This window comes from Peptoniphilus harei (assembly GCF_016726485.1).
GTDB lineage: Bacteria > Bacillota > Clostridia > Tissierellales > Peptoniphilaceae > Peptoniphilus_A > Peptoniphilus_A harei.
In genome coordinates, this window is the sequence record NZ_CP068103.1 from 1,626,529 (window position 1) to 1,650,664 (window position 24,136).

24 protein-coding genes are annotated in these 24,136 nt (G+C 33.6%); 19 read left to right on the forward strand and 5 right to left on the reverse strand.

Going from position 1 to position 24,136, the window contains the following annotated elements:
* Nucleotides 1-120: 120 nt before the first annotated feature.
* Nucleotides 121-711: a TlpA family protein disulfide reductase gene (locus tag I6I93_RS07695; RefSeq protein ID WP_112890059.1), complete on the reverse strand. Its 591-nt coding sequence runs from the start codon at nt 709-711 to the stop codon at nt 121-123.
* Between the two features lie 160 nt (nt 712-871).
* Between I6I93_RS07695 and I6I93_RS07700 the strand changes: the two genes are divergently transcribed.
* The 13 genes from I6I93_RS07700 (at nt 872) to gloA (ending at nt 13,262) form a co-directional block, all read left to right on the forward strand.
* Entirely contained in the window at nt 872-1,819 is a 948-nt protein-coding gene (locus I6I93_RS07700) for a nucleoside hydrolase (RefSeq protein ID WP_112890060.1), read from the forward strand.
* Nucleotides 1,816-2,361 (forward strand): ECF transporter S component, encoded by a 546-nt coding sequence (locus tag I6I93_RS07705; RefSeq protein WP_112890061.1) that lies wholly within the window; start codon nt 1,816-1,818, stop codon nt 2,359-2,361. Before I6I93_RS07700 ends, I6I93_RS07705 begins: the two co-directional genes overlap by 4 nt.
* A 130-nt stretch (nt 2,362-2,491) precedes the next feature.
* Nucleotides 2,492-3,946 (forward strand): IS1182 family transposase, encoded by a 1,455-nt coding sequence (locus I6I93_RS07710; RefSeq protein WP_112890062.1) that lies wholly within the window; start codon nt 2,492-2,494, stop codon nt 3,944-3,946.
* A 252-nt stretch (nt 3,947-4,198) separates the two neighbouring features.
* Entirely contained in the window at nt 4,199-4,522 is a 324-nt protein-coding gene (locus tag I6I93_RS07715; protein WP_070700826.1) for a hypothetical protein, read from the forward strand.
* The gene (locus I6I93_RS07720; RefSeq protein WP_112890063.1) at nt 4,509-6,458 is read left to right on the forward strand and encodes a V-type ATP synthase subunit I; all 1,950 of its coding nucleotides are present in this window, start codon (nt 4,509-4,511) and stop codon (nt 6,456-6,458) included. Before I6I93_RS07715 ends, I6I93_RS07720 begins: the two co-directional genes overlap by 14 nt.
* A 10-nt stretch (nt 6,459-6,468) precedes the next feature.
* Nucleotides 6,469-6,939 (forward strand): V-type ATP synthase subunit K, encoded by a 471-nt coding sequence (locus I6I93_RS07725; RefSeq protein WP_112890064.1) that lies wholly within the window; start codon nt 6,469-6,471, stop codon nt 6,937-6,939.
* Between the two features lie 8 nt (nt 6,940-6,947).
* Nucleotides 6,948-7,496, forward strand: coding sequence for a V-type ATP synthase subunit E (locus tag I6I93_RS07730; RefSeq protein ID WP_112890065.1), 549 nt, complete (start codon nt 6,948-6,950; stop codon nt 7,494-7,496).
* 17 nt (nt 7,497-7,513) lie between these two features.
* The gene (locus I6I93_RS07735) at nt 7,514-8,506 is read left to right on the forward strand and encodes a V-type ATP synthase subunit C (RefSeq protein WP_112890066.1); all 993 of its coding nucleotides are present in this window, start codon (nt 7,514-7,516) and stop codon (nt 8,504-8,506) included.
* Nucleotides 8,499-8,813, forward strand: a complete 315-nt coding sequence (locus I6I93_RS07740; protein WP_112890067.1) for a V-type ATP synthase subunit F — start codon at nt 8,499-8,501, stop codon at nt 8,811-8,813. Before I6I93_RS07735 ends, I6I93_RS07740 begins: the two co-directional genes overlap by 8 nt.
* Nucleotides 8,814-8,840: 27 nt before the next feature.
* A complete protein-coding gene (locus tag I6I93_RS07745) occupies nt 8,841-10,610 on the forward strand; it encodes a V-type ATP synthase subunit A (RefSeq protein WP_112890068.1) in 1,770 nt (589 codons plus the stop codon).
* Complete coding sequence (locus tag I6I93_RS07750) at nt 10,603-12,027, forward strand: V-type ATP synthase subunit B (RefSeq protein WP_070700846.1); 1,425 nt, start codon at nt 10,603-10,605, stop codon at nt 12,025-12,027. The genes I6I93_RS07745 and I6I93_RS07750 overlap by 8 nt, the downstream gene beginning before the upstream one ends.
* The gene (locus I6I93_RS07755; RefSeq protein ID WP_070700849.1) at nt 12,027-12,710 is read left to right on the forward strand and encodes a V-type ATP synthase subunit D; all 684 of its coding nucleotides are present in this window, start codon (nt 12,027-12,029) and stop codon (nt 12,708-12,710) included. Before I6I93_RS07750 ends, I6I93_RS07755 begins: the two co-directional genes overlap by 1 nt.
* A gap of 177 nt (nt 12,711-12,887) precedes the next feature.
* Nucleotides 12,888-13,262: a lactoylglutathione lyase gene (gene gloA, locus I6I93_RS07760; protein WP_112890069.1), complete on the forward strand. Its 375-nt coding sequence runs from the start codon at nt 12,888-12,890 to the stop codon at nt 13,260-13,262.
* Nucleotides 13,263-13,311: 49 nt separating this feature from the next.
* Here gloA and I6I93_RS07765 read toward each other — a convergent pair whose 3' ends face one another.
* From I6I93_RS07765 to I6I93_RS07775, 3 genes are all read right to left on the reverse strand, one after another.
* Nucleotides 13,312-13,764: a DUF3021 domain-containing protein gene (locus I6I93_RS07765; protein WP_112890070.1), complete on the reverse strand. Its 453-nt coding sequence runs from the start codon at nt 13,762-13,764 to the stop codon at nt 13,312-13,314.
* Nucleotides 13,765-13,773: 9 nt separating this feature from the next.
* Complete coding sequence (locus I6I93_RS07770; protein ID WP_112890071.1) at nt 13,774-14,214, reverse strand: LytTR family DNA-binding domain-containing protein; 441 nt, start codon at nt 14,212-14,214, stop codon at nt 13,774-13,776.
* Between the two features lie 118 nt (nt 14,215-14,332).
* A complete protein-coding gene (locus I6I93_RS07775) occupies nt 14,333-14,710 on the reverse strand; it encodes a hypothetical protein (RefSeq protein ID WP_112890072.1) in 378 nt (125 codons plus the stop codon).
* A gap of 70 nt (nt 14,711-14,780) precedes the next feature.
* Between I6I93_RS07775 and I6I93_RS07780 the strand changes: the two genes are divergently transcribed.
* Nucleotides 14,781-15,302, forward strand: a complete 522-nt coding sequence (locus tag I6I93_RS07780) for a DUF3783 domain-containing protein (RefSeq protein WP_112890073.1) — start codon at nt 14,781-14,783, stop codon at nt 15,300-15,302.
* Between the two features lie 208 nt (nt 15,303-15,510).
* Here the strand turns inward: I6I93_RS07780 and carB are convergent, their stop codons facing one another.
* Complete coding sequence (gene carB / locus I6I93_RS07785; RefSeq protein WP_112890074.1) at nt 15,511-18,714, reverse strand: carbamoyl-phosphate synthase large subunit; 3,204 nt, start codon at nt 18,712-18,714, stop codon at nt 15,511-15,513.
* Nucleotides 18,715-19,375: 661 nt separating this feature from the next.
* Here carB and I6I93_RS07790 point away from each other — a divergent pair.
* From I6I93_RS07790 to csaB, 5 genes are read left to right on the forward strand one after another with little or no spacing between them, the layout of a single operon-like run.
* Complete coding sequence (locus tag I6I93_RS07790; protein WP_112890075.1) at nt 19,376-20,512, forward strand: glycosyltransferase family 4 protein; 1,137 nt, start codon at nt 19,376-19,378, stop codon at nt 20,510-20,512.
* A complete protein-coding gene (locus I6I93_RS07795) occupies nt 20,499-20,987 on the forward strand; it encodes a DUF4330 domain-containing protein (RefSeq protein WP_112890076.1) in 489 nt (162 codons plus the stop codon). Before I6I93_RS07790 ends, I6I93_RS07795 begins: the two co-directional genes overlap by 14 nt.
* Nucleotides 20,988-21,536 carry a hypothetical protein gene (locus tag I6I93_RS07800; protein WP_112890077.1) on the forward strand — a complete coding sequence of 183 codons (549 nt, stop codon included), beginning with the start codon at nt 20,988-20,990 and terminating at the stop codon, nt 21,534-21,536.
* A complete protein-coding gene (locus I6I93_RS07805) occupies nt 21,530-22,909 on the forward strand; it encodes an O-antigen ligase family protein (protein ID WP_172605471.1) in 1,380 nt (459 codons plus the stop codon). The genes I6I93_RS07800 and I6I93_RS07805 overlap by 7 nt, the downstream gene beginning before the upstream one ends.
* 24 nt (nt 22,910-22,933) lie before the next feature.
* Nucleotides 22,934-24,034, forward strand: a complete 1,101-nt coding sequence (csaB, locus tag I6I93_RS07810) for a polysaccharide pyruvyl transferase CsaB (RefSeq protein ID WP_112890079.1) — start codon at nt 22,934-22,936, stop codon at nt 24,032-24,034.
* Nucleotides 24,035-24,136: the final 102 nt, after the last annotated feature.

The window sequence follows — 24,136 nt, forward strand, 5'->3', positions numbered from 1 at the left end:
ACAAAATCTTAATCACTTAGGACTTGGTAAATTTTTATGACTTAGCATTTTATTATGAGTTTACAAATTTATATGACTCAGCATTTTCTTATGAGTTTATAAATTTTTATGACCTAAAGCTTACTTATTTTCTTCCAATAGTTTGTCAATTGTTGCTGTAATTGAAGCTTTATCTTTTTTACCAACAAATCCACCTAGAACTTGGCCTTCAGAGTTGACAAAGAAAGTTGTAGGAATTACAGTAATATGCACAAGACTATCTTCAGTTGTTGGGTTAGGCATAATATTTGTGTAAGTCACTCCAGCATTTTTAATTATTTCTGTAGCTTCTTCTACGTTAGTGTCCATACTTGCATTAGTATCAACAACTACTCCTAAGAAATTAATTTTGTCCTTATATTCTTCGCCTAGGTCAGCAAGGTCTGGCATTTCTTCTTTGCAAGGTCCACAGAAAGTTCCCCAAACATTAACAAGAGTAAGAGGTTTTTCCTTGTAAAAATCTTCAGACTTTACAATATTTCCATCTTCAATTTCAAGAGTTTGGAAGTCAAATCTTTCAATTGGCATTGACTCTAAGTCTATTGCAGATGCTTTTGTCTCCTGAACTTCCTTAGTATTATTTTCTTTTGATACATCATTAGTTTTCTTATTGCATGCGAAGAGACTTAAAGCCACTGCACATACAATCAAAATTTTAAATAATTTTTTCATATAATCGCTCCAGTGTAAAATTTTTTAATTTTGCCTAAGTCAATTATACTTCATGGACAAAAACTTGTCTATTTTTAAAAAATAGGGTATAATTTATCTCACTTGTTCGGGAACTCCAAGTATAAAAAACTAATTGTTCTCCAAAGAAATGGAGGTTATTATGAAGAAAATTATTATTGACGCAGATCCCGGGATTGATGATTCTATAGCTATTATGCTAGCAGCAAAGCTTAAAGAATATGAAATCCTCGGGATCTCTTTGGTTTCAGGAAATGTTCATGTTGAAAAGGGAAGAAAAAATGTCCTTAGACTTATGAAGTTCTTGCAGGAAGATTTCAAAATCTATATGGGTTCAGGAGACCCTCTTTGCAAAGAATTTATTAATGCTGAGGATACCCACGGTGAAGATGGACTTGGTGAAACTTATTTGGACTATGACGAAAAAGAAAATTCTGGTGATGCCATAGATTTCTTAATTGATGAAGCTAAAAAGGGCGACTTGACAATTTTTGCCCTAGGACCCCTAACTAATATAGCAAGAGCTATTGAAAGGGATAGGGATGCTTTTAAGGACACAAGAATTATTGTAATGGGTGGAAACTTTAGGAGCCACGGCAACATGAGCCCAGTAGCAGAATTTAATTTTTATGTTGACCCAGAGGCAGCAGATTATGTGATTAAAAATGCACCAAGAATGATAGAAATTGTCCCACTAGATGTAACTAGAGAATTTGTTTTAACTCCAAGTATTCTTTCTTATATCAAGAGACTAAATCTAGAGATGGGAAATTTTATAGAAAAGATTACTAATTTCTATATGGACTTTCACTGGGAATATGAAAAAATTATTGGGTCTGTTATAAATGATCCACTTACAATTCTTTTAGAAAGAAATCCAGACTTATTTCAGGGCAAAACTTATAATGCTGAGTGCATAACAGATGGCCCAGCTAGAGGAATGCTCATGGTTGATGCCATGGACTTCATGAAGAAAGAAAAAAACTTAATTATTTATGAAGAGATAGAAGTTTTTGAAGTATGGAGAGACTTTATAGAAGTTATTACAGAAAGGGAAGTTGATATAAATGTCCTAGGTGATTTGCTATGAAGATTTCAACAAAAAAAATTACTATTTTAGCTCTTTGCATAGCAATAAATATGGTTGGGTCCTGGATTGGTGTTTTGATAAAATTACCAGTTTACCTAGACTCAATAGGAACTATAATGGCAGGTTTTACCTTTGGCCCAATATTTGGTCTTTTGACAGGAATGATTACTGCCTTTGTAAACACTATAGGGGACCCTATTGCCCTTTACTTTATGCCAACTCAACTTATAGTAGGTTTTACTGCGGGATATTTTAAATTTCTAAAAAGAAATGATTATATTTCTAAGTTTTATTTAACTCCTTTTATGTCAATACCTGCTGCTATATCTTCTGCTCTTATCGCAACTTATCTTTTTGGAACTGTGACAACAGCAGGATCATCTTATATTGTCCAAGGCTTGCGTGCAGTAATGGATTTGCCAGATTTTGTAATTGTATTTGTAATTCAAATTATAACTGACTATGCTGACAAATTAATTTCAATCTTATTGGTTTCAAAGGTATACAATATGGGTGCTTTTCAAAATATTTTAAAGAAATAGTATCACGACCACTTCTATAAGAAGTGGTCAGACTGATGACAAAGCAGGCAAAAAAAGCCTGCTTTTTTTAATAAAATCATCTGAATTACAGAAAAAAAGGGTAAAAATAAACTAAGGAAGTAGGTGTGACATGCTATCAAAAAATAACAATAGAAAAACAAATCAAGTACAACTAATTTCAGTAGAACAACTTGTACCTAAAAATCACATATTAAGAAAAATAGACAAATACATAGACTTTAGCTTCATCTATGAATTAGTAGAAGATAAATACTCACTAGACAACGGAAGACCAAGCATAGATCCAGTAGTATTAATAAAAATACTATTCATAGAGTATCTATTCAACATAAAAAGTATGAGACAAACAATAAAAGAAATAGAAGTAAACATAGCATATAGATGGTTTTTAGGACTGGACTTTTATGATAAAGTTCCTCACTTCACAACATTTAGCCAAAACTACAGAAGAAGATTTAAAGATACAAACATATTTGAAGAAATATTTCAAAACATCTTAAGCCAAGCAATGAACAAAGGATTCGTAGATGAGAAAATACAATTCGTAGACTCAACACATGTAAAAGCCCATGCAAATAGACATAAAAACAAAAAAGAAGAAATCAAAAAAGCAGCAAAAGCATACCAAGAAGAATTAGACAAAGAAATAGAAGAAGATAGAAAAGAACATGGGAAAAAACCACTAAAAGAAAAAAATAAAAAAGAAGAAACAAAAGAAATAACAGTCTCAACAACAGACCCAGAAAGTGGACTCTTTCATAAAGGAGAGCACAAAGAAGTCTTTGCCTATTGTGTAGAAACATCAGTAGACAAAAATGGTTGGATCTTAGGACATAAAACATTCCCAGGAAATCTCCATGACAGCACAACCCTAATACCCTTTTATGAAGAAAAACTAAAAAAATACAAACCAGAAAAAATAGTAATGGATGCAGGATATAAAACACCAGCCATAGCAAAAAAACTACTAGAAGACGAAATACAACCAGTATTTCCCTACACAGCACCAAAAAGAAAACCAAAAATAGAAAACCCCTACTACAAAAGAGAATTCATATATGATGAGTACTATGACTGTTACCTATGCCCAGAAAATCAAATACTAGAATACACGACAACAAATAGAGAGGGATATAGAGAGTACAAAAGCAATAAAGAACAATGTAAAAAATGCCCTAACCTCAAAAGATGCACACAGAGTAAAAACAATCAAAAAGTAATCACAAGACACATTTGGCAAAAATACATAGATGAAACAGAAGAATATAGATACACAGAAAAAGGAAAAGAAGAATACAAAAGAAGAAAAGAAACAGTAGAAAGACAATTTGGAAGTGCAAAAGAATTCCATGGATTTAGATACACAAACATGATTGGACTAGCAAAGATGGAAATGAAAGCTGCACTTACATTTGAGTGCATAAATATGAAAAAATTAGCAATACTACTATATAAATTGGATCCTAATAAGGATTTAACTTTGGATAAATTAAAGATTTTTTTAGTAAATATATTAAGAATGCAACAAACCCAGAAATTATTTCTGGGTTTGTCTACAATCTGACCACTTCTATAAGAAGTGGTTTTTTATTTTGGAAATTTCAGTTTAATTTGTTAAAATATTAATAGAATACTTGTTACTTTTATTCTTGTAAACAAATTTAAAATTTACTTTTTTGATAAATTTTAAATAAAAATGACTTATAAGGGTAAAAGTAAATTGTATACAAATAAAGATTAGAACATTGTAGTTAAATAATATTTTAACAAGTGATATAATTTATTTGTGAGAAGATTTTACACTGGAGGTGATTTAGTGTCAGATGATGCAGTAAAAAAAGTTAAAGACACTGAAGCTGAGGCAAAAAAAATAATTGGCGATGCTGAGGTTAAAGCCAAGGAAATTATTGAAGAGGCAAGTGCCAAGGGCGAGGAAGCTTATCGAAAAATAGTTGATGAAGCTAGGGATAAGAAAGACGCCTATGTTGAAAAGGCAAGGATTGAAGCTGGTGAAGCTGTAAAACCAATCGGAGCTGAAGCAGACAAAAAAATTGCTGAAATTTCAAAAAATTCCAAGAGCAAAGAAGCTGAAGTTGTAAAGTCAGTGGTAGAGAGGATTGTGAATAATGGCAATAGTTAAGATGAAAAAATTCAAACTCTTTATCTTTGATGAGAACAGGGAAAATTTGATTAACAAATTTCAAAAATTTAACTATGTTCACATTAATGAATCTGATTTTGATGAAGATAACTTTTCAGAAGATGATTTCACAAGACCTAGGTCATCAGAAGATTTAATTGAAATTGATGACAAAATCAAGAGATCTAAGGAAGATATTGATCTTTTACTTAAGTTTAAGGACAAGGAAAACCCAATTAAAGCTATGAAAGATGGGGTTAGTGACATAAGTCTTGAAGAACTTACGGCTAGGGCAATGACCTTTCCCTTTGAAAAAATTGACGGTGAGATTAGGGACTTAGTTGATCGAAAGGATAAGAACAAGAGTAAGATTCAGAATATTGATTCTAAAATAGCTGAATTAAAACCTTGGGAGGACCTTTCTTCTTCATTAAAAGATCTTAATAAGTTTGGTACTGTAAACATTTACACAGGAACGGCCTCATCAAATTATGCAGAGGACTTTGAAGGCGAGGTAATAAAAAATGACTTAGCCTATATTGAAAGGGTTTCAAGGGACAAGAATTTTAACTATTATCTCATGATAGTTGAGAACTCTGTAGATGAAGAGATTAAAAATCTCATGACAAATTATGGGTTCACCCCTATAAAGGTCAAATCAGATGGAAAAGTTAAGGATACTATAGGATCCTACGAAAAAGATAAAGAAGTACTTTTTGAAAAAAATAAAAAAATTGAAGAGGAATTAAAAACTTACTTAAAATACCTAGAAGATTTTAAGTACTCTTATGAACATTATAGGAATGAAAAAGTAAAAATAATGTCTGAGAGAAAATTTTTAAAGACTACTGAATTAAATCTAATTGAAGGTTTTGTCCCAGAAGACAAACTACAAGATTTGGAAAGAGAAATCCAAAAAGTTTGCAAGGATAACTACTATCTAAGGGCAGAGGATCCAGATAGGGATTCAAAAGAGGTTCCAATATTACTAAAGAACAACGCTTTTGTAAGTCCTTTTGAGCTTATGACAGAAATGTATGCCATGCCAAAATACAATGAAATTGACCCAACACCATTCTTTGCACCTTTTTATTTTGTATTTGCAGGGATAATGGTTGGAGACTTTGGTTATGGTCTTTTGGTATTCTTGGCAACACTTTTTGCCTTGAAGAAATTCAAACTAACAGATAAGAAGAGAAGGTTTTTCAAGTTTTTCAACTACCTATCTATTTCAACAATTATATTTGGACTAGTATTTGGTTCCTTCTTTGGAGGAATAATTGAACTTCCAAGCTTAATAGATCCAGCAGAGGATTCTACACTTTTGGTAATATTATCAGTCATCCTAGGTGGAATTCACATATTCTTTGGTCTTGGTATTAAGGCTTATATGGATATTCGTGATGGAAAACCAAAGGATGCCCTATATGATGTAGGATTTTGGTACATGGCAGTCTTGGGAGCAATAGGTTTTATACTTGGAAAGTTCCTTCCACAATTTGCACCTTACAGCAAGTTACTTATGATTATTATGATCGTAGGTATGGTTGGAATTGTTGCAACAGGTGGTAGGGATGAAAAGTCAACTGGAGCAAAGATTGGTTGGGGAGTTTATTCTCTCTATGGAATCACATCTTATCTTGGGGACTTTGTATCTTACCTAAGACTTATGGCACTAGTTTTATCAGGTTCCTTCTTGGGACTTGCTATAAATATGATTGCAGGAATGCTTTTTGAATCAAATATAATTGGCAAGTTATTTGCCATAGTAATTTTTGTGGCCTTCCAATTATTTAATGCCTTTCTTTCTTATTTGTCAGCTTATGTTCACACAGCAAGGCTAACTTATGTAGAAATGTTTAATAAATTCTATGAAGGTGGAGGCATACCTTTCAAGAAAATGATAGAAAATTCAGATTACTTTAATATAGACTAGGAGGATTAATATGTTAAATGGACTAATGGGAGAATATGGCGGATTGATTTTAGGATCAATTGGAATCTTTTTAGCAGTTGCACTTGCAGGTGCAGGTTCTGCTAAGGGAGTAGGTTTAGCAGGGGAAGCTGCTGCTGGAGTTGTAATTGATGAACCAGAAAAGTTTGGTAAGTCACTTGTACTTCAACTGCTTCCAGGTACACAAGGTCTTTACGGTTTCGTAATTGGACTATTTATCTTATTTAGACTTGCAGCTGACACACCAGTTAATACAGGTTTCATGTACCTAGCAAGTGGTGCAGTTATTGGTCTTGCAGGACTTATATCTGCTGTTGCACAAGGAAAGGTAGCTGTTGCAGGTATCAACATCCTTGCTAAAAACGAAGAACAACAAGCAAAGGGTATTATCTTTGCAGTAATGGTTGAGCTTTACGCTATTCTTGCTTTTGCAATTTCATTCTTTATCCTATTCAGAGCCTAGGTGATACTATGGCAGGACTTGAAAATATTTTAAATAAAATAATTAAGGATGCAGAGGAAAAAGCAAAGCTTATAATAAAAGAAGCTGAAGAAAAAGAAAATACTATTATAGAAGATAGAAAAGAAGACGGAGAATTTCTTGCTAATAAAATTGGTAGGATTGCCGAAAGAGAAAGAGAAGACATCTTCAAGAGAAGCAAGTCATCAGAAGAGCTTAAGGCAAGAGACAAAATCTTGTCTGAGAAAAACAGGATAATCGATGAAGTCCTTGAAAAAGTTGTTGAGGAACTTGAAAATCTTTCTGAAGATGATTTTGTCAGATTCCTAAAAAATAATTTAGGAGATGAAAAACTTAAGGGTGGCACTATTGATATTCCAAAAAAATATAGGAATGCTGTAGAAAAGGCTGATCTTGGTTTTAAAATATCTGATAAGGATATTGAAAGTGGTTTTGTCCTTAACAAGGACAATCTAGTTTACAATGGAGACTTTAGGTCCCTTGTAAATTCTGAGAGAGAAGATTTAGAAAAATATCTAGCTGAAGAACTATTCAGTTAAGAGGAAAAGGTGATTTAATGGATAGAAATAAATTTATCCAAAGTTCCACAAGATTAAGAGTTTTGGAAAAGGAGCTTTTAAAAAGTGAAAACTTTATAAGGATTTCTGAACAAGATACTTTGGAAGACGCACTTAGATCTCTATCTGATACAGTTTACAACAAATTTATAAATAAAATATCTTCTCCCACAGAATATGAAGTCATACTGAAAGAGGAGCTCACGAGATTTTATGACGAAGTTTATGAAATCTCTCCATCGAGAATACCTGTTGACTTAGTTGCATTAAAATACTTCTACCACAATCTAAAGGTCTTAATTAAGGAAAAGATTGGGGAAGAAGATTTAAAAGACCTATTTATGACCCTAGGTGGATTTGATATTAAGGAATACAGGGATGGCATCTTAAAGGGCAGCAAGAGAAATAAATATTTTGAACTTATAGGAAAAATTGAGGAAGCTTACGAAGAAAAGAAGGATCCTCAAATTATTGATATATATCTTGATAATGCCTACTTTAAGGACCTACTTGAGCTTGCAGAAGAATCTAAAGTTGACCTATTTATAGATTATGCGAAAAATCTCATTGATTTTACAAATATAAGGACTCTACTTAGGGCCAAAAAACAGGAAAAAGATGTAGAATTTTTAAAAAACATAATTGTTCCTGGAGGCAAACTAAGAGAAGAAACTTATTTTGATTTATTAAATAGGGATATAAGTTCAGACACTGAAGCTTTCAAGAGACTTGATATTTATAAGTATATAAAGGAAGGTCTTGACGACTTTAAAGAGAAGGGAACCCTATCAAACTTTGAGAGGGAGATGGACAACTACTTTATAGACCTTATTAAGGATGTAAAATATATTACCTATGGTCCAGAAGTTGTTTTTGCCAATGTATTGGCAAAGGAAATGGAAATTAAAAATCTAAGAATTATTTTAGTTTCAAAATTAAATGGACTTGATGGTGAATTTATAAGAGAAAAGTTGCGTGATAGTTATGTATAAAATTGCAGTTGTTGGAGACAAGGACTCTGTTTTATCTTTTAAGGCAATAGGCATTGATGTCTTTGTTGCCTATGAAGGTAAGGACGCGAGATACCAGGTAGACAGTCTTGCAAAAAAAGATTATGGTGTAATTTATATTACAGAAGATCTTGCAGCAAAAATACCAAAAACAATTGAAAGATATAATGATGAATTAATACCAGCCATAATTGTCATCCCTTCAAACAAGGGAACTCTTGGAATTGGTATGAAAAACTTAAATAAAAACGTGGAAAAGGCAGTTGGAGCGAATATATTAGGTGATTAGTCACCTTTTTATAAAGGAGGAGCTTTATTGAAATCAGGAAAGATAATTAAAGTATCCGGACCACTAGTCGTAGCTTCTGGCATGGAAGATGCCAATGTCTATGATGTGGTAGAAGTTTCTAAAGACAAATTAATTGGTGAAGTTATTGAAATGAGAGGAGACCAAGCCTCTATTCAAGTATATGAAGAAACTACAGGCATAGGACCTGGAGATGAAGTTTATACAACAGGAGCACCCCTATCAGTTGAGCTAGGACCTGGAATGATTGAGCAAATGTTTGACGGAATTCAAAGACCATTAGTTGGACTTAGAGACGAAGCCGGAGACTTTCTAGAAAGAGGAGTTACAGTAAATCCTTTAAATAGAGATAAAAAATGGGAATTTAAAAAAGTTGCTAATGTTGGAGATGAAGTTGAGCCGGGAGATGTTCTTGGTACAGTTGAAGAAACTCCAGTAGTAACCCACAAGATTATGGTTCCCAATGGTATAAATGGAAAGATTAAGGACATTAAAGAAGGTTCCTTTACCGTTGTTGATACTGTTGCAGTTATTGAAACTGAAGATGGCGACAAGGAACTTAACATGATCCAAAGATGGCCAGTTAGAAAGGGAAGACCTTACAAGAAAAAGGTTGATCCTAAGGAACCACTTATTACAGGTCAAAGGGTAATTGATACTTTCTTCCCAATAACTAAGGGTGGTACTGCAGCTATACCAGGACCTTTCGGTTCAGGTAAGACAGTTGTACAACACCAACTTGCTAAGTGGGCAGATGCACAAATAGTTGTTTATGTTGGTTGTGGCGAACGTGGAAACGAAATGACAGACGTACTTATGGAATTTCCAGAACTAATAGATCCAAATACTGGCGAATCTATTATGAAGAGGACAGTTCTTATTGCCAACACATCTAACATGCCAGTTGCTGCTCGTGAAGCCTCAATATATACAGGAATCACAATTTCTGAATACTTTAGAGACATGGGATATTCTGTTGCCATGATGGCGGACTCAACATCTCGTTGGGCAGAGGCTCTTCGTGAAATGTCTGGTCGTCTTGAAGAGATGCCTGGTGACGAAGGTTACCCAGCTTATCTTGCATCAAGAATTGCAGAATTTTATGAAAGAGCAGGACGTGTTCTTGTAAATGGTAAGGAAGAAAGAGAAGGAGCCCTATCAGTTATAGGTGCAGTTTCTCCTCCAGGTGGAGATATTTCTGAGCCAGTAACACAAAATACACTTAGAATTGTAAAAATATTCTGGAAGCTTGACTATGATTTATCATATCAAAGACACTTCCCGGCAATTAACTGGATAGACTCTTACTCTTTGTATCAACCAAAGATAGATGCTTATCTAGATGAAAATATAGACAGAAGATTTTCTAAACTTAGAAAGAGATCAATGGCCCTTCTACAAGAAGAAACTTCTTTACTTGAAGTAGTAAGACTAGTTGGTCGTGATTCGCTTTCTGATGAAGACCAAATGAAATTACACACAAGTAAGTCAATTCGTGAAGACTTTTTACAACAAAATGCCTTCCACGATGTTGATACCTTCTGTCCATTGGAAAAACAATTTAAGATGTTAGACACAATTCTTTACTTCTATGACAGGGGACAAGAAGCCCTAGAAAATGGAGCCTACTTTAGCGAAATTGAAGAACTTGATGTTAAAGAAAGTATTGCAAGAATGAAGTATGTTCCAAATGAAGAATTGGAAAAAATTGATGAAATAAAGGACAAAATTGTTAGTCAGCTTAATAAATTAGTAGAGGTCGGTGATACAGATGCTTAAAGAATATAAATCAGTAACAGAAGTTGTTGGACCTCTTATGACTGTAGAAGGTGTAGAAGGTGCAGCCTATGAAGAACTAGTTGACATCGAGCTGCAAAATGGAGAAAAAAGACGTGGTCGTGTAATCGAAATTGACGGTGATAAGGCCATGGTGCAAATCTTCGAAGGTTCTAGTGGAATCAACCTTAAGGATACAAGTGTTAGGTTCTTAGGTAAGCCTCTCGAACTTGGAGTTTCACCTGACATGATTGGTAGAGTCTTTGATGGACTTGGAGAACCAATTGATGATGGTCCAAAGATTATTCCAGAAGAAAAAATTGATATAAATGGTACTGCAATTAACCCAGTATCAAGAGACTACCCATCAGAATTTATTCAAACTGGTGTGTCTGTAATTGACGGACTTAACACTCTTGTTAGGGGACAAAAACTTCCTATTTTCTCTGCAGCAGGACTTCCTCACAACGAACTTGCGGCTCAAATTGCAAGACAAGCTACAGTACTTTCTGGTGGAGACTTCGCCGTTGTATTTGCAGCTATGGGTATTACTTTTGAAGAAGCTCAATACTTTATTGATGACTTCACAAAGACAGGTGCCATTGACAGGGCAGTTCTATTTATGAACCTTGCAGATGACCCGGCAATTGAAAGACTTGCAACACCAAAGATGGCTCTTACGGCAGCAGAATACTTGGCTTTTGAAGAAGGCAAGCACGTTCTTGTTATATTAACAGATATGACAAACTATGCAGAAGCCCTAAGAGAAGTTTCTGCAGCAAGAAAGGAAGTTCCAGGTAGACGTGGTTACCCAGGTTATCTATATACTGACCTTGCAGGTATCTATGAAAGAGCTGGAAGAATAAAGGGAAGAGATGGATCTATCACTCAAATCCCTATCCTAACAATGCCAGAAGGTGACATCACTCACCCAATCCCTGACTTGACTGGATATATCACAGAGGGACAAATAATCCTTTCAACAGAATTATTTAAACAAGGTCTAGAGCCACCTATTAACGCCATCCCATCCTTATCAAGACTTAAGGACAAGGGTATTGGTAAGGGCAAGACTCGTGAAGACCACGCAGATACAATGAACCAAATTTACGCTGCTTACACAGCAGGTAAAGAAGCAAAAGAATTATCAGCAATCTTAGGGGAAACTGCCTTAACAGAAACAGACAAGGCCTTTGCTCAATTTGCAGATATGTTTGAAAAACAATATGTATCTCAAGGTTTTGAAACAAATAGGTCTATACTTGAAACCCTAAACTTAGGTTGGGAACTTTTATCTATAATTCCTAAGACAGAACTTAAGAGAATTGACGACAAATTAATTGAAAAATATTTGGGCGATAAGGAGAATAAAGAGGAGGATTCTAAGGATCCTGAAAATTTAGAAAATGAGGGATTATAATGGCAAGACTAAATATAAACCCCACAAGGATGAACCTATCCATTCTAAAAACAAAACTTGAAACATCAAAAAGAGGCCACAAACTTTTAAAGGACAAGCAAGATGAACTTATGAGACAGTTCATCACACTTATCAAGGAAAATAAAAAGTTAAGACTTGAAGTGGAAGACAAACTTCAAGATTCTTTCAAGGCCTTCTTGATGGCATCAGCTGCCATGAGTCCTGAAATGTTAGAAGAAGCAATTGCCCTTCCAACAACAAGGACTTTAGTTGATATAAAAAAGAAAAATATTATGTCTGTTAACGTACCTGAAATGGAATTTATAACAAAGAAGACATCAGAAGATGCATCAAGATATCCCTACGGATATGCACAGACAACTTCAGACCTTGACTCAGCTATAGATAATCTTACAGAAGTAATGGAAGAGCTTTTGACCCTAACTCAGAAAGAAAAGGCGTCACAACTTCTTGCTAACGAAATCGAAAAGACGAGAAGAAGAGTAAATGCACTTGAGTACAAAACAATTCCAGACTTAGAAGAGACTATAAAATATATTCGTTCAAAACTTGATGAAAGTGAAAGGGCAAATATAACAAGACTAATGAAGGTCAAGGACATCATCTCAAAAGAAGAGATGAAGGAAGAAAAATCAGAAAAAGTAAATGCAGAACTTGCATGAGAATAATAAAGCTAGAGAAAAATCTCTGGCTTTTTTATTTTTAGAAAATTTAAATTAAAGTTTAATTGAGTTTTATTAATTAAAGATTATGATAGAACTTTCAAACTTTGTGTGTGGCCATGTATTTCATTGGTTATAAATAAATTATAAGAAGAAATCATTAGAGGGAGGAATAAAATGAAATTTTTACACACAATGATTAGGGTAAAAGATCTAGAAAAATCTGAAAAGTTTTATAAAGAAAATTTGGGTTTTGTAGAATCAAGACGCAAGGACTTTCCAGAAGATGAATTTACACTAGTCTATTTAAAATTAGAGGATTCACCCTATGAATTAGAATTAACTTATAATTATGACGGAAGAGATTACACATTGGGCGACGGTTACGGTCACATTGCAATCTCTCACCCAGACATCAAAGCCTTTAGGGAAGAATTAAAAGAAAAGGGTTGTGATGTAACAGAACTTAAAGCCCTTTCAGACAATTCAGATTCTTATTTCTTTGTAAAAGATCCAGATGGATACAAGATTGAAGTTATTGGTGAAAAATAAATTATAAATAAAACCACCTTGTGAAGTGAATTCATAAGGTGGTTTGCTTTTACATATTATTTTTTATTTTAGCATTTAATCTCGAAATGTCCCTTTTGTAAATTGCGTATTCTATAAACCATATTCCAAGATAGATTAAAAAGTAAATAGCAAGAAATATGGCAAGAGATAAAAAGGACTTTTGGAACCAGTAGAGTTTGTAGCCTACAAAAATCATAGTTGAAGCAGTCAATAGAAAGTGAAGAATGGTCCTTACAAGTATTGAAAGTTTTTCTTCTTCCCAAACTACAGAGGCAAAGCCAAATACCAGACCAAGAAGTCCAACGAGGTAAATTGACAAAAAGCTTGCTGAAAAGACTGACTTAGAGTTCTCAATTAACATTGGATTGGCAATAGAAAAATCTCCATCAGTGAAGAAGTAGGACATGACAAGAGAAATTACAAGCAAAACAAATTCACAAATCAAAAGACCATTTACCATTCGACTAATAATTTTTTTCATAAAATCACCTCATATACCAAGAGTTTCTTTAATTTTTTTTACATATCTTCGAGAGACAAAGGTCTTGGAATTATTTTTCATTTTTACAGAAATAGTTCCAGAGTAGGATAAGTCAAAGCTATCAACTAAATTTAGGTTGATAAGTTCAGAATTTGAAATTCTAACAAACTTCTTAGACTTTAAAATATCTTCAAGCTGATAAATTCTTTTCTTTACTAAATATTTTTCATCTATAGACTCAGCAAAGACCTTTGAATTCTCTGTGTAAATTCTATAAATTTTTGCAGGATTTAGAATTTTTATCTTCTCATCAAGAAAACCAATTAAAAGACTCTCTGAATTTTCTAGTACAAAGGACTTGATACTTAGAACTTCTTCCGTAATCTTATCTGTGTAAACAAAAGTTTTGGGAAGCTTATAAGCTTCATCTATTTTAATTTCAAAATCCATATGTGACCTCCTTTACTTATAATATAAACCATGAGAAGAAAAAGTAAATAAATCTCAGCTAAGTGGTCAAAATTTTTATATAAGTGGTAAAAGAAAAAGTGTAGGAATGTTCCTACACTTAATCTAATAAAATTCCTTTTAAAATTCCATGAAGAAGATGGTCGCCATTTTCGTCATAGACATCGGAAGTTATATCAATAAAATTTTTGCCATTTTTATTTTCGATATTGTCAACTACATTAATACTTTTGATTTTTCTTCCTGTATATGCTTTTTTCAAAAAATCAAATTCCATCCTATACATCAAAATATCGTAATCGCCACCAATTTTATTGGTAAGACTTGCTGTCAGAAGACCTTGCAAAAGATATTCGCCCTTGTCGTTGGGACTTTCGTGGTGCTTGCCCCAAAAGTTAGCATTTTCTGCATAGTCCTTCAGGTCCTTCTCAGTAAAAACTCTTTCGTAAATAACTTCATCGCCTTTATTTAATCTCATAATAACACCTCAATTATAATATACCCAATAATTAAATTAAATTTGGGTATATTATAATTGAGGTGTTAAAATGAAGAAAATTTTATTATACGGACTTGACAGTGAAAAAACAAAAATCACTGAAGAAGTTGCAAGTGAATTTGGAATTGAATTAAATAAAATAAATGAGGAAAATTTAGAAGAAAAAGTTGGAAAACTTTTTGAAGAAGATTTAAGCAAGAATGAAGTACTAGAAGCTGAAGAAAAGCTTATGGTTTTATCAGACATGGATAGGGAAGAGCTGCGTGACTTCCTATTAGGTCTTAAGGGCAAGGGAGTCATGGTAGACCACAAGTGCGTCCTTACAAAGACTAATGCAGAATGGACCTTTGGATTTTTAATGGGACACATTGCTGATGAACACAGGGTGGTTACAAAATTTAGAGAACTTGGTGGACTTGTAAAGATTGCCCTTGATAAACTTGAAAAAGAAGCTGACCAAGACTTGAAAAAACTTGTGGATAGGGCAATGGAAAATAGAGACAGAGAACTTGACGAAGAAAGAATTGACAAGGACATAAGAGATTTAAAAGATAGATTAAATATAAAATAAATTTAAACCCAGAAGCTTTTCTGGGTTATTTTTATGAATTTAATTAAGAGCTAAAAATTAAATAAGTTATAGCTTAAAGCAATAACTTTAAATTTTTATAAGATATCTAGGAAGAAAATCCCTAACAGATATTTCATAAAACATAAAAAAATAAAACCTCGATGTATTAATTACACCGAGGTTTTTTAAGCTTTATAAATTTTTAAAATTAAAATTCTGTTATGTCATAGATATCCATGTTTTCTTCATGGAATTTTTTATTCTTAACTGCTACTCTTGCTGCTAATGTGTCAAGTGATGTCACTATGTCGATGCCATATTCTGTAGCCATTCTTCTAATTTTAAAGCCATCTCTTGTTGAATCGCCACCCTTTGTTGGAGTGTTAACTACAAGGTCGATTTCACCGTTTCTTATTACATCAAGGATATTTGGTCTTGGGTCATTGATTTTGCCAACTTCCTTGGCTTCGATTCCAGCTTCTTTTAAGAATTTACAAGTTCCCTTAGTTGCTACAATCTTGTAACCCATATCTTGCATTGTCTTTGCAATTCCTAAAAATTCTTCCTTGTCATTGTCATTAATTGTTGCAAGCACACGTGATGCATTGTCTTCTATTGCAGATCCTCCTGCTAGGAAGCCTTTGAAAAGTGCTTCGTCAATGTCTTTTCCAACTCCAAGGACTTCTCCAGTAGATTTCATTTCAGGTCCAAGAGAAATTTCTACCCTGTTAAGTTTTGACATGGAGAAAACTGGAACTTTAACAGCCATTAATTTTGGTTCTTTGTAAATGCCTGTGCCATAAGAAAGGTCAGCTAATTTTTCGCCGAGCATTGTCTTTGTTGCAAGGTCCACTATAGGAACTCCAGAAACCTTTGAGATATAAGGAACTGTTCTTGATGCACGAGGGTTTACTTCTATGATATAAAGTTCATTTTTGTATTCAATGAATTGGATGTTGATCATGCCCTTAACGTGTAGTGCCTTGGCAATTTTCTTTGTGTAATCTAAAATTTTATCTTTGATTTCATTTGAGATGTTAATGCTTGGATAAATTGTGATTGAGTCACCAGAGTGAACTCCAGCTCTTTCAAGGTGTTCCATAATTCCTGGTATCAATACATCTTCGCCATCTGATATAGCATCAACTTCAATTTCACGACCCACTAGGTATTTGTCAATTAGGACAGGATTAATTGCATCTCTTTCAAAGGCACCCTTTAGGTAAGTTACAAGACTTTCTTCGTCGTAAGTTATTTGCATACCTTGGCCACCTAGTACATAGGATGGTCTAACAAGTAGTGGATAACCAAGTTCTTTTGCAACTTCAAGACCTTCCTTGATATTGAAGACTCCGTGTCCCTTAGGTCTATTGATTTTTAATTCTTCGAGCATTTCGTCAAATTTTTCTCTATCTTCAGCCCTGTCAATGTCTTCGAAGTCAGTTCCAAAGATATTTACCTTTTGATCGTGAAGGTATTTTGCAAGTTTAATTGCAGTTTGGCCACCAAAGGCAAGGATAACTCCCATTGGTTTTTCTGTGTCAATAATTGATTTTACTTCTTCTTCAGTAAGTGGTTCAAAGTAAAGTTTGTCTGATGTATCAAAGTCAGTTGAAACAGTTTCTGGGTTGTTATTTATAGTAATTGTTTCGATTCCCATCTTAATAAGAGCTTTGATTGCATGAACACTGCAGTAGTCAAACTCAATTCCTTGACCAATTCTTATTGGACCAGATCCAATTACAATTATTTTTTTCTTGTCAGAGATAATATTTTCGTCTGTCTTTTCATAAGTTGAGTAGTAGTAAGCACCATTTTTTCTAAATGGAGAAGTATCTACTCTTCTGTAGTTTGGAAGAATATTGTTCTCTTGACGAAGGTCAACAACTTCATCTATATCAACGCCAAGTGCTGATGCAATAGTCTTGTCAGAAAAACCTAATTTCTTTAACTTAGTCAATTCTTCTGGAGTTATTGTATCTAGACTTAAGTTTTTAAGCTTTTCTTCTTCACGAACAATTCTTTCGATTTTTTCTAAGAAGTAAAGGTCAATGCCAGTTATGTCGTGAATCATTTCTATAGAAAGTCCACGTCTAATTATTTCTGCAACGTCGAATAGTCTTTCATCGTCAGGGAATTTTATTCTCTTCTTTAATTCTTCGGTAGTTCTTTCTTCAGAGAACTTTGATTCAAGAGAGAATTTGGAAATTTCAAGAGATCTTATACCCTTTAGTAGAGCTTCTTCAAAGGATGAACCAATGGACATAATTTCACCAGTTGCCATCATCTTTGTACCAAGTTTTCTGTTGGCAAACTTGAACTTGTCAAAAGGCCATTTAGGGATTTTAACAACTACATAGTTACATTTTGGTTCGTAGTTTTCAATAGTTTCGCCAGTAGTTTCGTTTTGGATTTCATTTAGGTTTAGGCCAAGGGCAATCTTTGTTGCAATCCTTGCTATTGGATAGCCTGTTGCCTTTGATGCAAGAGCTGATGAACGAGAAACTCTTGGGTTAATTTCAATAATTGCATAGTCAAGTGTTTCTGGATTTAGGGCAAGTTGTACGTTACAAGCACCAACAACATTTACACTTTCTACTATATTAAGGGCAGATTTTTTTAACTTAGCTAGAACATCTTTATCAAGACTTTGGCAAGGAGCAACAACTATGGAGTCGCCTGTGTGAACCCCAACTGGGTCTACATTTTCCATGTCACATACAATTATCTTTTCGCCAGCAGAATCTCTAATTACTTCAAATTCAATTTCCATCCAACCACGAATAGATTTTTCAAGAAGACATTCGTTTACTGGGCTAAGACTAAGTCCATGAGATAAAACTTCTTCGAGTTCTTCTTCATCATAAGCAAAGCCACCGCCAGTTCCTCCAAGAGTGTAGGCAGGTCTAACAACTAGGGGATAGCCAATTTTCTTTGCAAGTTCCTTTCCTTCTTCAAGGCTTGTTGCAATTTCAGAATCAATAATTGGTTCGCCAATTTCCTTCATTGTATTCCTAAAAATATCCCTGTCTTCGCCCTTTTTGATGGCTTCTATGTCAGTACCAATAATTTTTATTCCATATTTTTTTAGGATTCCACGTTTGTCTAGTTCAAGTGTCATGTTGAGACCAGTTTGTCCACCCATACCGGCAATTAATGAGTCAGGTCTTTCTTTTTCTATAATTTTTTCTATAAAAGAAATTGTAATTGGTTCGATGTAAATTTTATCGGCAACACCCTTGTCTGTCATAATAGTAGCAGGATTTGAATTTACAAGAACAGTTTCAACTCCGTTTTTCTTTAGGGTTTCACAAGCTTGTGTACCTGAGTAGTCAAACTCTGCAGCCTGGCCTATGACAATGGGACCAGAACCTATTACTAGTGTCTTCTTAATTGAATTATCTCTTGGCATTTTTTTCTCCTTTTTCCAAATAAAAGATCAAACATTCTTAAAAATGGGCAAAAAAAATTTAGGTCATTAAATTTGCTCAAAAAAAAATCATGCACAAGGACATGATTTTACTCAGTCCTTGGACTGATTTTCTATTTTTTTATCTTTATTATTAAATCACTTTTTGGAAACAATTGCAAGAACTTTTTTTGAAATTTTAAAATTTATATTGAACTTACTTATTAAACTTGTTAGAAACTTCTACAAGTCTTCTTGCTTGGAATCTTACTCAATGATATATCAGCTAATTATTTTGAAATAATGTCTCTTTTATTATTAATATAATATCAATAATTTATTACTCTTAATTAATAAGTTACCCGTAAATGCATATAGAAACATAAAAAATTTAAAACAGTAAAAGTAGATAAAATATAATAAATTATAAAGACGGAAAAATATTCTAAGTCACAAAAAAACATAAAGTCACAAAAAAATATGAAGTCATAAAAATTTATCAAGTCATAGAATTTTATAGACTTATAGAAAATTATAAACGTGGTAGAAATTTGTTAAGTCGAAGGAAAATATTATGGGTGAAGGTCTTGGTAAGTGACATAAACAAAACTGTTAAAATTATTTCAAATTTATTGTATAATGAATTAGATAAGGAGGAGAAGTTATGAGAAAAGTTCTCCATTTAATTAGTGGCGGCGACACAGGTGGTGCAAAGACTCACATCTTCACCCTGATGAAGGGCCTTAGTGGAAAGGTAGATACAAAAATTATCTGCTTTATTAAAGACACCTTTTACGAGGAAGCTAAGGAAAGAGGCATAAACATAGAAGTCTATCCACAGGAAAAGAGGTCAGACCTTTCAGTCGTTTCTAAATTAAGTGACGAAATAAATAAGGGCAAGTATGATTTAGTCCACGCTCATGGAGCGCGAGCTAATTTTATTTGCATGTTTTTAAAAAAGAAAATAAGTATCCCCATGGTCACAACAGTTCACTCAGACTACAAGCTTGACTTTAAGGATTCTTTTTACAAAAATTTGATTTACACGACTTTAAATAAGATGTCTCTAAAGAAATTTGACCATTATATTTGTGTAAGTGACAATTTTAAAAAAATGCTAGTAGATAGGGGCTTTGATAGGGAAAAAATTCACGTTCTTTACAATGGCATAGACACAGAGGAAAAAATTGACCATGATCCCAAGACTGCTTTCTTGGAAAAGCACAAGGTTAATTACAACGGTGAACTCTTAGTTGGTATTGCTGCAAGGTTAGATAAGGTCAAGGACCACGAAACCTTTATAAAGGCTTGCAATGAAACCCTAAAGGTAAATCCAGATATAATTTTCTTAATAGCAGGAGAGGGAGAGGAAAAGAAAAATTTACAAGAGATGGCAAGGTCCTATGGAATAGAAAAAAATATTTATTTCTTAGGCTTTGTAAGGGACAAGTATTCTTTCTTCAATGCTATTGATATAAATGTCTTGACTAGTTTATCAGAGTCTTTCCCTTATGTGATACTTGAGGCAGCTCTCTTAAATGTGCCTACAGTTTCCACAAAGACTGGTGGTATACCTGAGATAATAAAAGACGATTACACTGGATACTTATTCCCAGTGGGCAATTATAAGTCTCTTTCAAGATATATCCTAGACCTTTATAACAAGAGGGACAAGCTAAAGGAATTGGGAGAAAACATAAGGAAAGAAGTTATAGAAAATTATTCTCATGAATCTATGGGAAATAGACAAACAGAAATTTACGAAGAAATATTAAGGGGAGGAAAAAATGAAGATAATTGACAAAAAGGGCAGACTTTTTGGCTTAATTAATATAATTGACTTATTAGTAATTGTATTACTGATTGCACTTGTTGCTGTAGGAGCAAAGAGATTTGGAAATAAGGGACCTGTTGGTGAAGTAACAACTAAAAAAGGAGTTATTACTGCAGAAGTTAAGGATGTTAGAGATGTAACTGCAAACAACATTAAAGTTGGAGACCCAATCTACGATTACGATAAGGGAACTTACCTTGGTAAAATTGTTACTGCTGAAGTTGAACCTTACAAGGACAAGACTGAGTACCAAGGCAAATTTTACAATTCAGAAGTTCCTGACAAATACAGGGTCCTTATGACTATTGACGCAGATGTAAAAGACACGCAAGATTTTTATCAAGTTGGCACTGAACAAGTGAGAATTGGTGCAGAGATGAGAATTAAGAACAAAAGCATCACAACATTTATGACAATACTTGGTGTAGAAGTAAAGAACTAGGTGATTACTATTAACTCATTAACTATAAGGTTTTTAAATAAAATCTATAGGGCCTTTAGTGAATTCTATGAAGACTCCTTTACTAAAAGAGCCCATGATTTTATAGCTAAACCAATAGAGAAAAATTTTGCAAATTCAAAAACTAAACTTGTCCTGGGAGGAGAGAAAGTTTTATTTGCAAATTCCTTTATCTATAAAGTTTATAGGGGCTTATTTAGGCTAATAGAAAGGTTTATGAATTTTCTTGGAAGGATTTTTGAGCCCTTAATAAAAAATTCCTTTTTCTTAGGGGGAGTCTTTTGGTCTCTTAATGACTTTGATGAGATTGCAGGTATTATTTCCAATATAATCTTTTATTCTGGAGTTCTAACCCTAATTATTTCTCTAATTGTAGGGGCAAAAATTATTTTTTCTATTTTATTTATAATTTTAGGAATAATTCTCTCACTATTTAAGGGAAGGTATATGGATATAATTATGGGTTCAAAGTTTTTGGAATTTTTCACAAGCTTCTTTAAATTAGATGAAGGCGGTGAAAACTGGTGGTAAAATCAAGAAAAATTAATTTTATTTTATTGTCTGCAGTTTTCCTAAGTATCATATATTATTTTTTGGGACTTAAGTTATTTTTGGCAGCCTTTCTTGGGATAAGTGGATTGCTTTTAGTTATTTACGATATAAAAATCGGTCTATTTGCATCAGCCTTTCTTTACCCCTTTGTGCCCGATGCTTTAGGCCTAATTATGCTCTTGTCCATGGGATTTTTTGTTTTACTTAGGACTTTCTTATACAAAGAAGAATTTAAGGTTGGGGAGAGGACAGTTCCTCTTGCAATTTTTGTATTTATTATAGTTTTCTCGACTATAACATCAATTGATCCATCGGGTTCAGCTCGTGACTTGGCCTTAAATGCAGCAGGTATTTCCTTTTTATTTGCAATGACAAATTCCATAAAGACAAAGGGCCAGCTTAATGCCTTTATATCAACCCTACTCTTATCTGCTCTTGTAGTTGCACTACTTGGAGTTCTCCAATATTTTACTGGAGTAGAGATGAGACCAGAGTGGCTTGACACAGAAAACAACACAGACATTGCAGTGAGGGTTTACTCAGTATTTTTCAACCCAAATATTTTGGCAGAGTACCTAGTACTTATCACACCAATTGCCGTGGGAATGACTTGGTATACAAAGAGCATGAGAAAAAAATTTCTCTTTGCAGGATCAACTGGAATACTTTTAATCTGTATTGTCATGACCCTATCAAGAGGAGGTTGGGTAGGAATAGCCCTAGCAGCCCTTGCCTTTGTATTATTAGTTGACAAGAGGTTACTTCTTCTTGGAGTGCCAATGGTCTTAGGCGGACTTGCCTTTCTTCCACAAAAAGTTGTAGATAGGATTACTTCCATAGGTTCCACAGTAGATAGTTCAAATATGTATAGGATAAAAATTTGGCAAATAACAAGAGATGTAATTAGGGACAACATGGTTGCAGGAGTTGGTTTTGGCTACGTGCCTTTTAAGGAAACCTTTGAGAGATATATAAGGACAATGCCAATATATCACGCCCACAATACTTATCTTGAAGTTGCAGCAGAAATTGGCCTAATTGGATTTATATTTTTCATCCTTTTACTATTCTCAAGTTTGAAATACACTTATGTAAACCTAGTAAAATCTCAAGACAAATATTATAAATATCTTGGAGCAGGACTTTTTGCAAGTATAATTGGCATCATGGGTCATGGACTTGTGGAACACTTCTTATATATTCCAAGAATTATATTTACCTTCTGGATTGTGCTTGGAATAATTTTCACTGCTATAAAAGTGGAAAAACTTGAGAGAGAAGAAAGTTTAGAAGAAATAGAAAATAAAGATAATTTAAAAGAAGAAAACATAATAGAGGCAGAAACTATTTAGAGAGTGATTAAACAGAGTGATCTTATGAAAAAAATTGTAATATCTGGATACTTTGGTTTTGACAATTCTGGCGACGATGCCATCTTAAAAGCCATGGTAGATGATTTTAAAAAATTAAATATTGATTTAGAGATGACAGCACTCTCAAATAATCCTGAAAAAACAAAAGAGGTTTATGAAATAGGGGCAGTAAATAGATTTTCCTTTAGTGAGGTCCGTGGAGCCCTAAAAGAATCAGATCTCCTCTTGTCTGGTGGAGGATCTATTCTCCAAGATATTACTTCCACAAGGTCTATTATTTATTATCTTTCTGTAATTATCTTGGCAAAGTTTTTGAGAAAAAAAGTTTACGTCTATGCCAATGGAATTGGACCAATAGATAAAAAATTCAACAGGATTTTGACAAGATGGGTCCTAAACAGGGTGGACTATATAAGTTTAAGGGACGATCTCTCCTATAAGTTTGTAAGGGATCTAGGAGTTACCAATAAAAATATAGAAGTAACTGCTGACCCAGTCTTTACCCTTGAAGCTGCAAGTGAAGATAGGGTTGATGAAATCTTAAAGAATGAAAATATTAAGATTACAGATAAGACTATAGGATTTTGCATAAGAGATCAAAAAAATATTGGAGAGATAAAGAATAAATTTGCAGCGACTATCGACAAGTTAATCGAAGATGGTTATGATATTCTCCTTGTTCCCTTCCATAATCCTAGGGACAATATTTATTCAAGCGAAGTTGCAGAGAGATGCCGTCACAAGGACAAGGTAATGCTAATAGAAAACACCTACTCTGCAGGAGAGTTAATGGGAATTTTTAAAAAATTAAAACTCCTTGCGGCTATGAGACTTCACTCACTTGTCTATGCAGCAAGTGTCAATCTTCCAATGGTGGGAATAATTTATGACCCAAAGGTTGAAGCCATGGTAAAGGAACTGGGGATAGAAGAAGCTATTGATGTGGAGAACTTTACTCCAGAAGAACTCTTTACTAAAATAAAATTAGCCCTTGAAAATTTGGAAGAAAGAAGACAAGTTTTAGCTGACAGAGCAGAAGAAATGAGACGAGAGTCTAAGAGAAATGTAGAAATAACTTTGGACTTATTAGAAGAAAAATTTTAAATAGTTTTAACTTAAATATAAAAGAATTTATTAAAAAATTAATTATCACAAAGGGGTCAGATAACTGGCTCCTTTTTTGTTTAAAATTTTATTTTTCAAAAG

What these genes read in the sequence shown, in the direction of transcription:
- I6I93_RS07790 (WP_112890075.1), top strand. Translation starts at nt 19,376, where the DNA reads ATGAGAAAAGTTCTCCATTTAATTAGTGGCGGCGACACAGGTGGTGCA.
- I6I93_RS07740 (WP_112890067.1), top strand. Translation starts at nt 8,499, where the DNA reads ATGTATAAAATTGCAGTTGTTGGAGACAAGGACTCTGTTTTATCTTTT.
- I6I93_RS07795 (WP_112890076.1), top strand. Translation starts at nt 20,499, where the DNA reads ATGAAGATAATTGACAAAAAGGGCAGACTTTTTGGCTTAATTAATATA.
- I6I93_RS07700 (WP_112890060.1), top strand. Translation starts at nt 872, where the DNA reads ATGAAGAAAATTATTATTGACGCAGATCCCGGGATTGATGATTCTATA.
- I6I93_RS07735 (WP_112890066.1), top strand. Translation starts at nt 7,514, where the DNA reads ATGGATAGAAATAAATTTATCCAAAGTTCCACAAGATTAAGAGTTTTG.
- I6I93_RS07765 (WP_112890070.1), bottom strand. Translation starts at nt 13,764, where the DNA reads ATGAAAAAAATTATTAGTCGAATGGTAAATGGTCTTTTGATTTGTGAA.
- I6I93_RS07695 (WP_112890059.1), bottom strand. Translation starts at nt 711, where the DNA reads ATGAAAAAATTATTTAAAATTTTGATTGTATGTGCAGTGGCTTTAAGT.
- csaB (WP_112890079.1), top strand. Translation starts at nt 22,934, where the DNA reads ATGAAAAAAATTGTAATATCTGGATACTTTGGTTTTGACAATTCTGGC.
- I6I93_RS07780 (WP_112890073.1), top strand. Translation starts at nt 14,781, where the DNA reads ATGAAGAAAATTTTATTATACGGACTTGACAGTGAAAAAACAAAAATC.
- carB (WP_112890074.1), bottom strand. Translation starts at nt 18,714, where the DNA reads ATGCCAAGAGATAATTCAATTAAGAAGACACTAGTAATAGGTTCTGGT.
- gloA (WP_112890069.1), top strand. Translation starts at nt 12,888, where the DNA reads ATGAAATTTTTACACACAATGATTAGGGTAAAAGATCTAGAAAAATCT.
- I6I93_RS07770 (WP_112890071.1), bottom strand. Translation starts at nt 14,214, where the DNA reads ATGGATTTTGAAATTAAAATAGATGAAGCTTATAAGCTTCCCAAAACT.
- I6I93_RS07750 (WP_070700846.1), top strand. Translation starts at nt 10,603, where the DNA reads ATGCTTAAAGAATATAAATCAGTAACAGAAGTTGTTGGACCTCTTATG.
- I6I93_RS07775 (WP_112890072.1), bottom strand. Translation starts at nt 14,710, where the DNA reads ATGAGATTAAATAAAGGCGATGAAGTTATTTACGAAAGAGTTTTTACT.
- I6I93_RS07705 (WP_112890061.1), top strand. Translation starts at nt 1,816, where the DNA reads ATGAAGATTTCAACAAAAAAAATTACTATTTTAGCTCTTTGCATAGCA.
- I6I93_RS07720 (WP_112890063.1), top strand. Translation starts at nt 4,509, where the DNA reads ATGGCAATAGTTAAGATGAAAAAATTCAAACTCTTTATCTTTGATGAG.
- I6I93_RS07730 (WP_112890065.1), top strand. Translation starts at nt 6,948, where the DNA reads ATGGCAGGACTTGAAAATATTTTAAATAAAATAATTAAGGATGCAGAG.
- I6I93_RS07755 (WP_070700849.1), top strand. Translation starts at nt 12,027, where the DNA reads ATGGCAAGACTAAATATAAACCCCACAAGGATGAACCTATCCATTCTA.
- I6I93_RS07725 (WP_112890064.1), top strand. Translation starts at nt 6,469, where the DNA reads ATGTTAAATGGACTAATGGGAGAATATGGCGGATTGATTTTAGGATCA.
- I6I93_RS07710 (WP_112890062.1), top strand. Translation starts at nt 2,492, where the DNA reads ATGCTATCAAAAAATAACAATAGAAAAACAAATCAAGTACAACTAATT.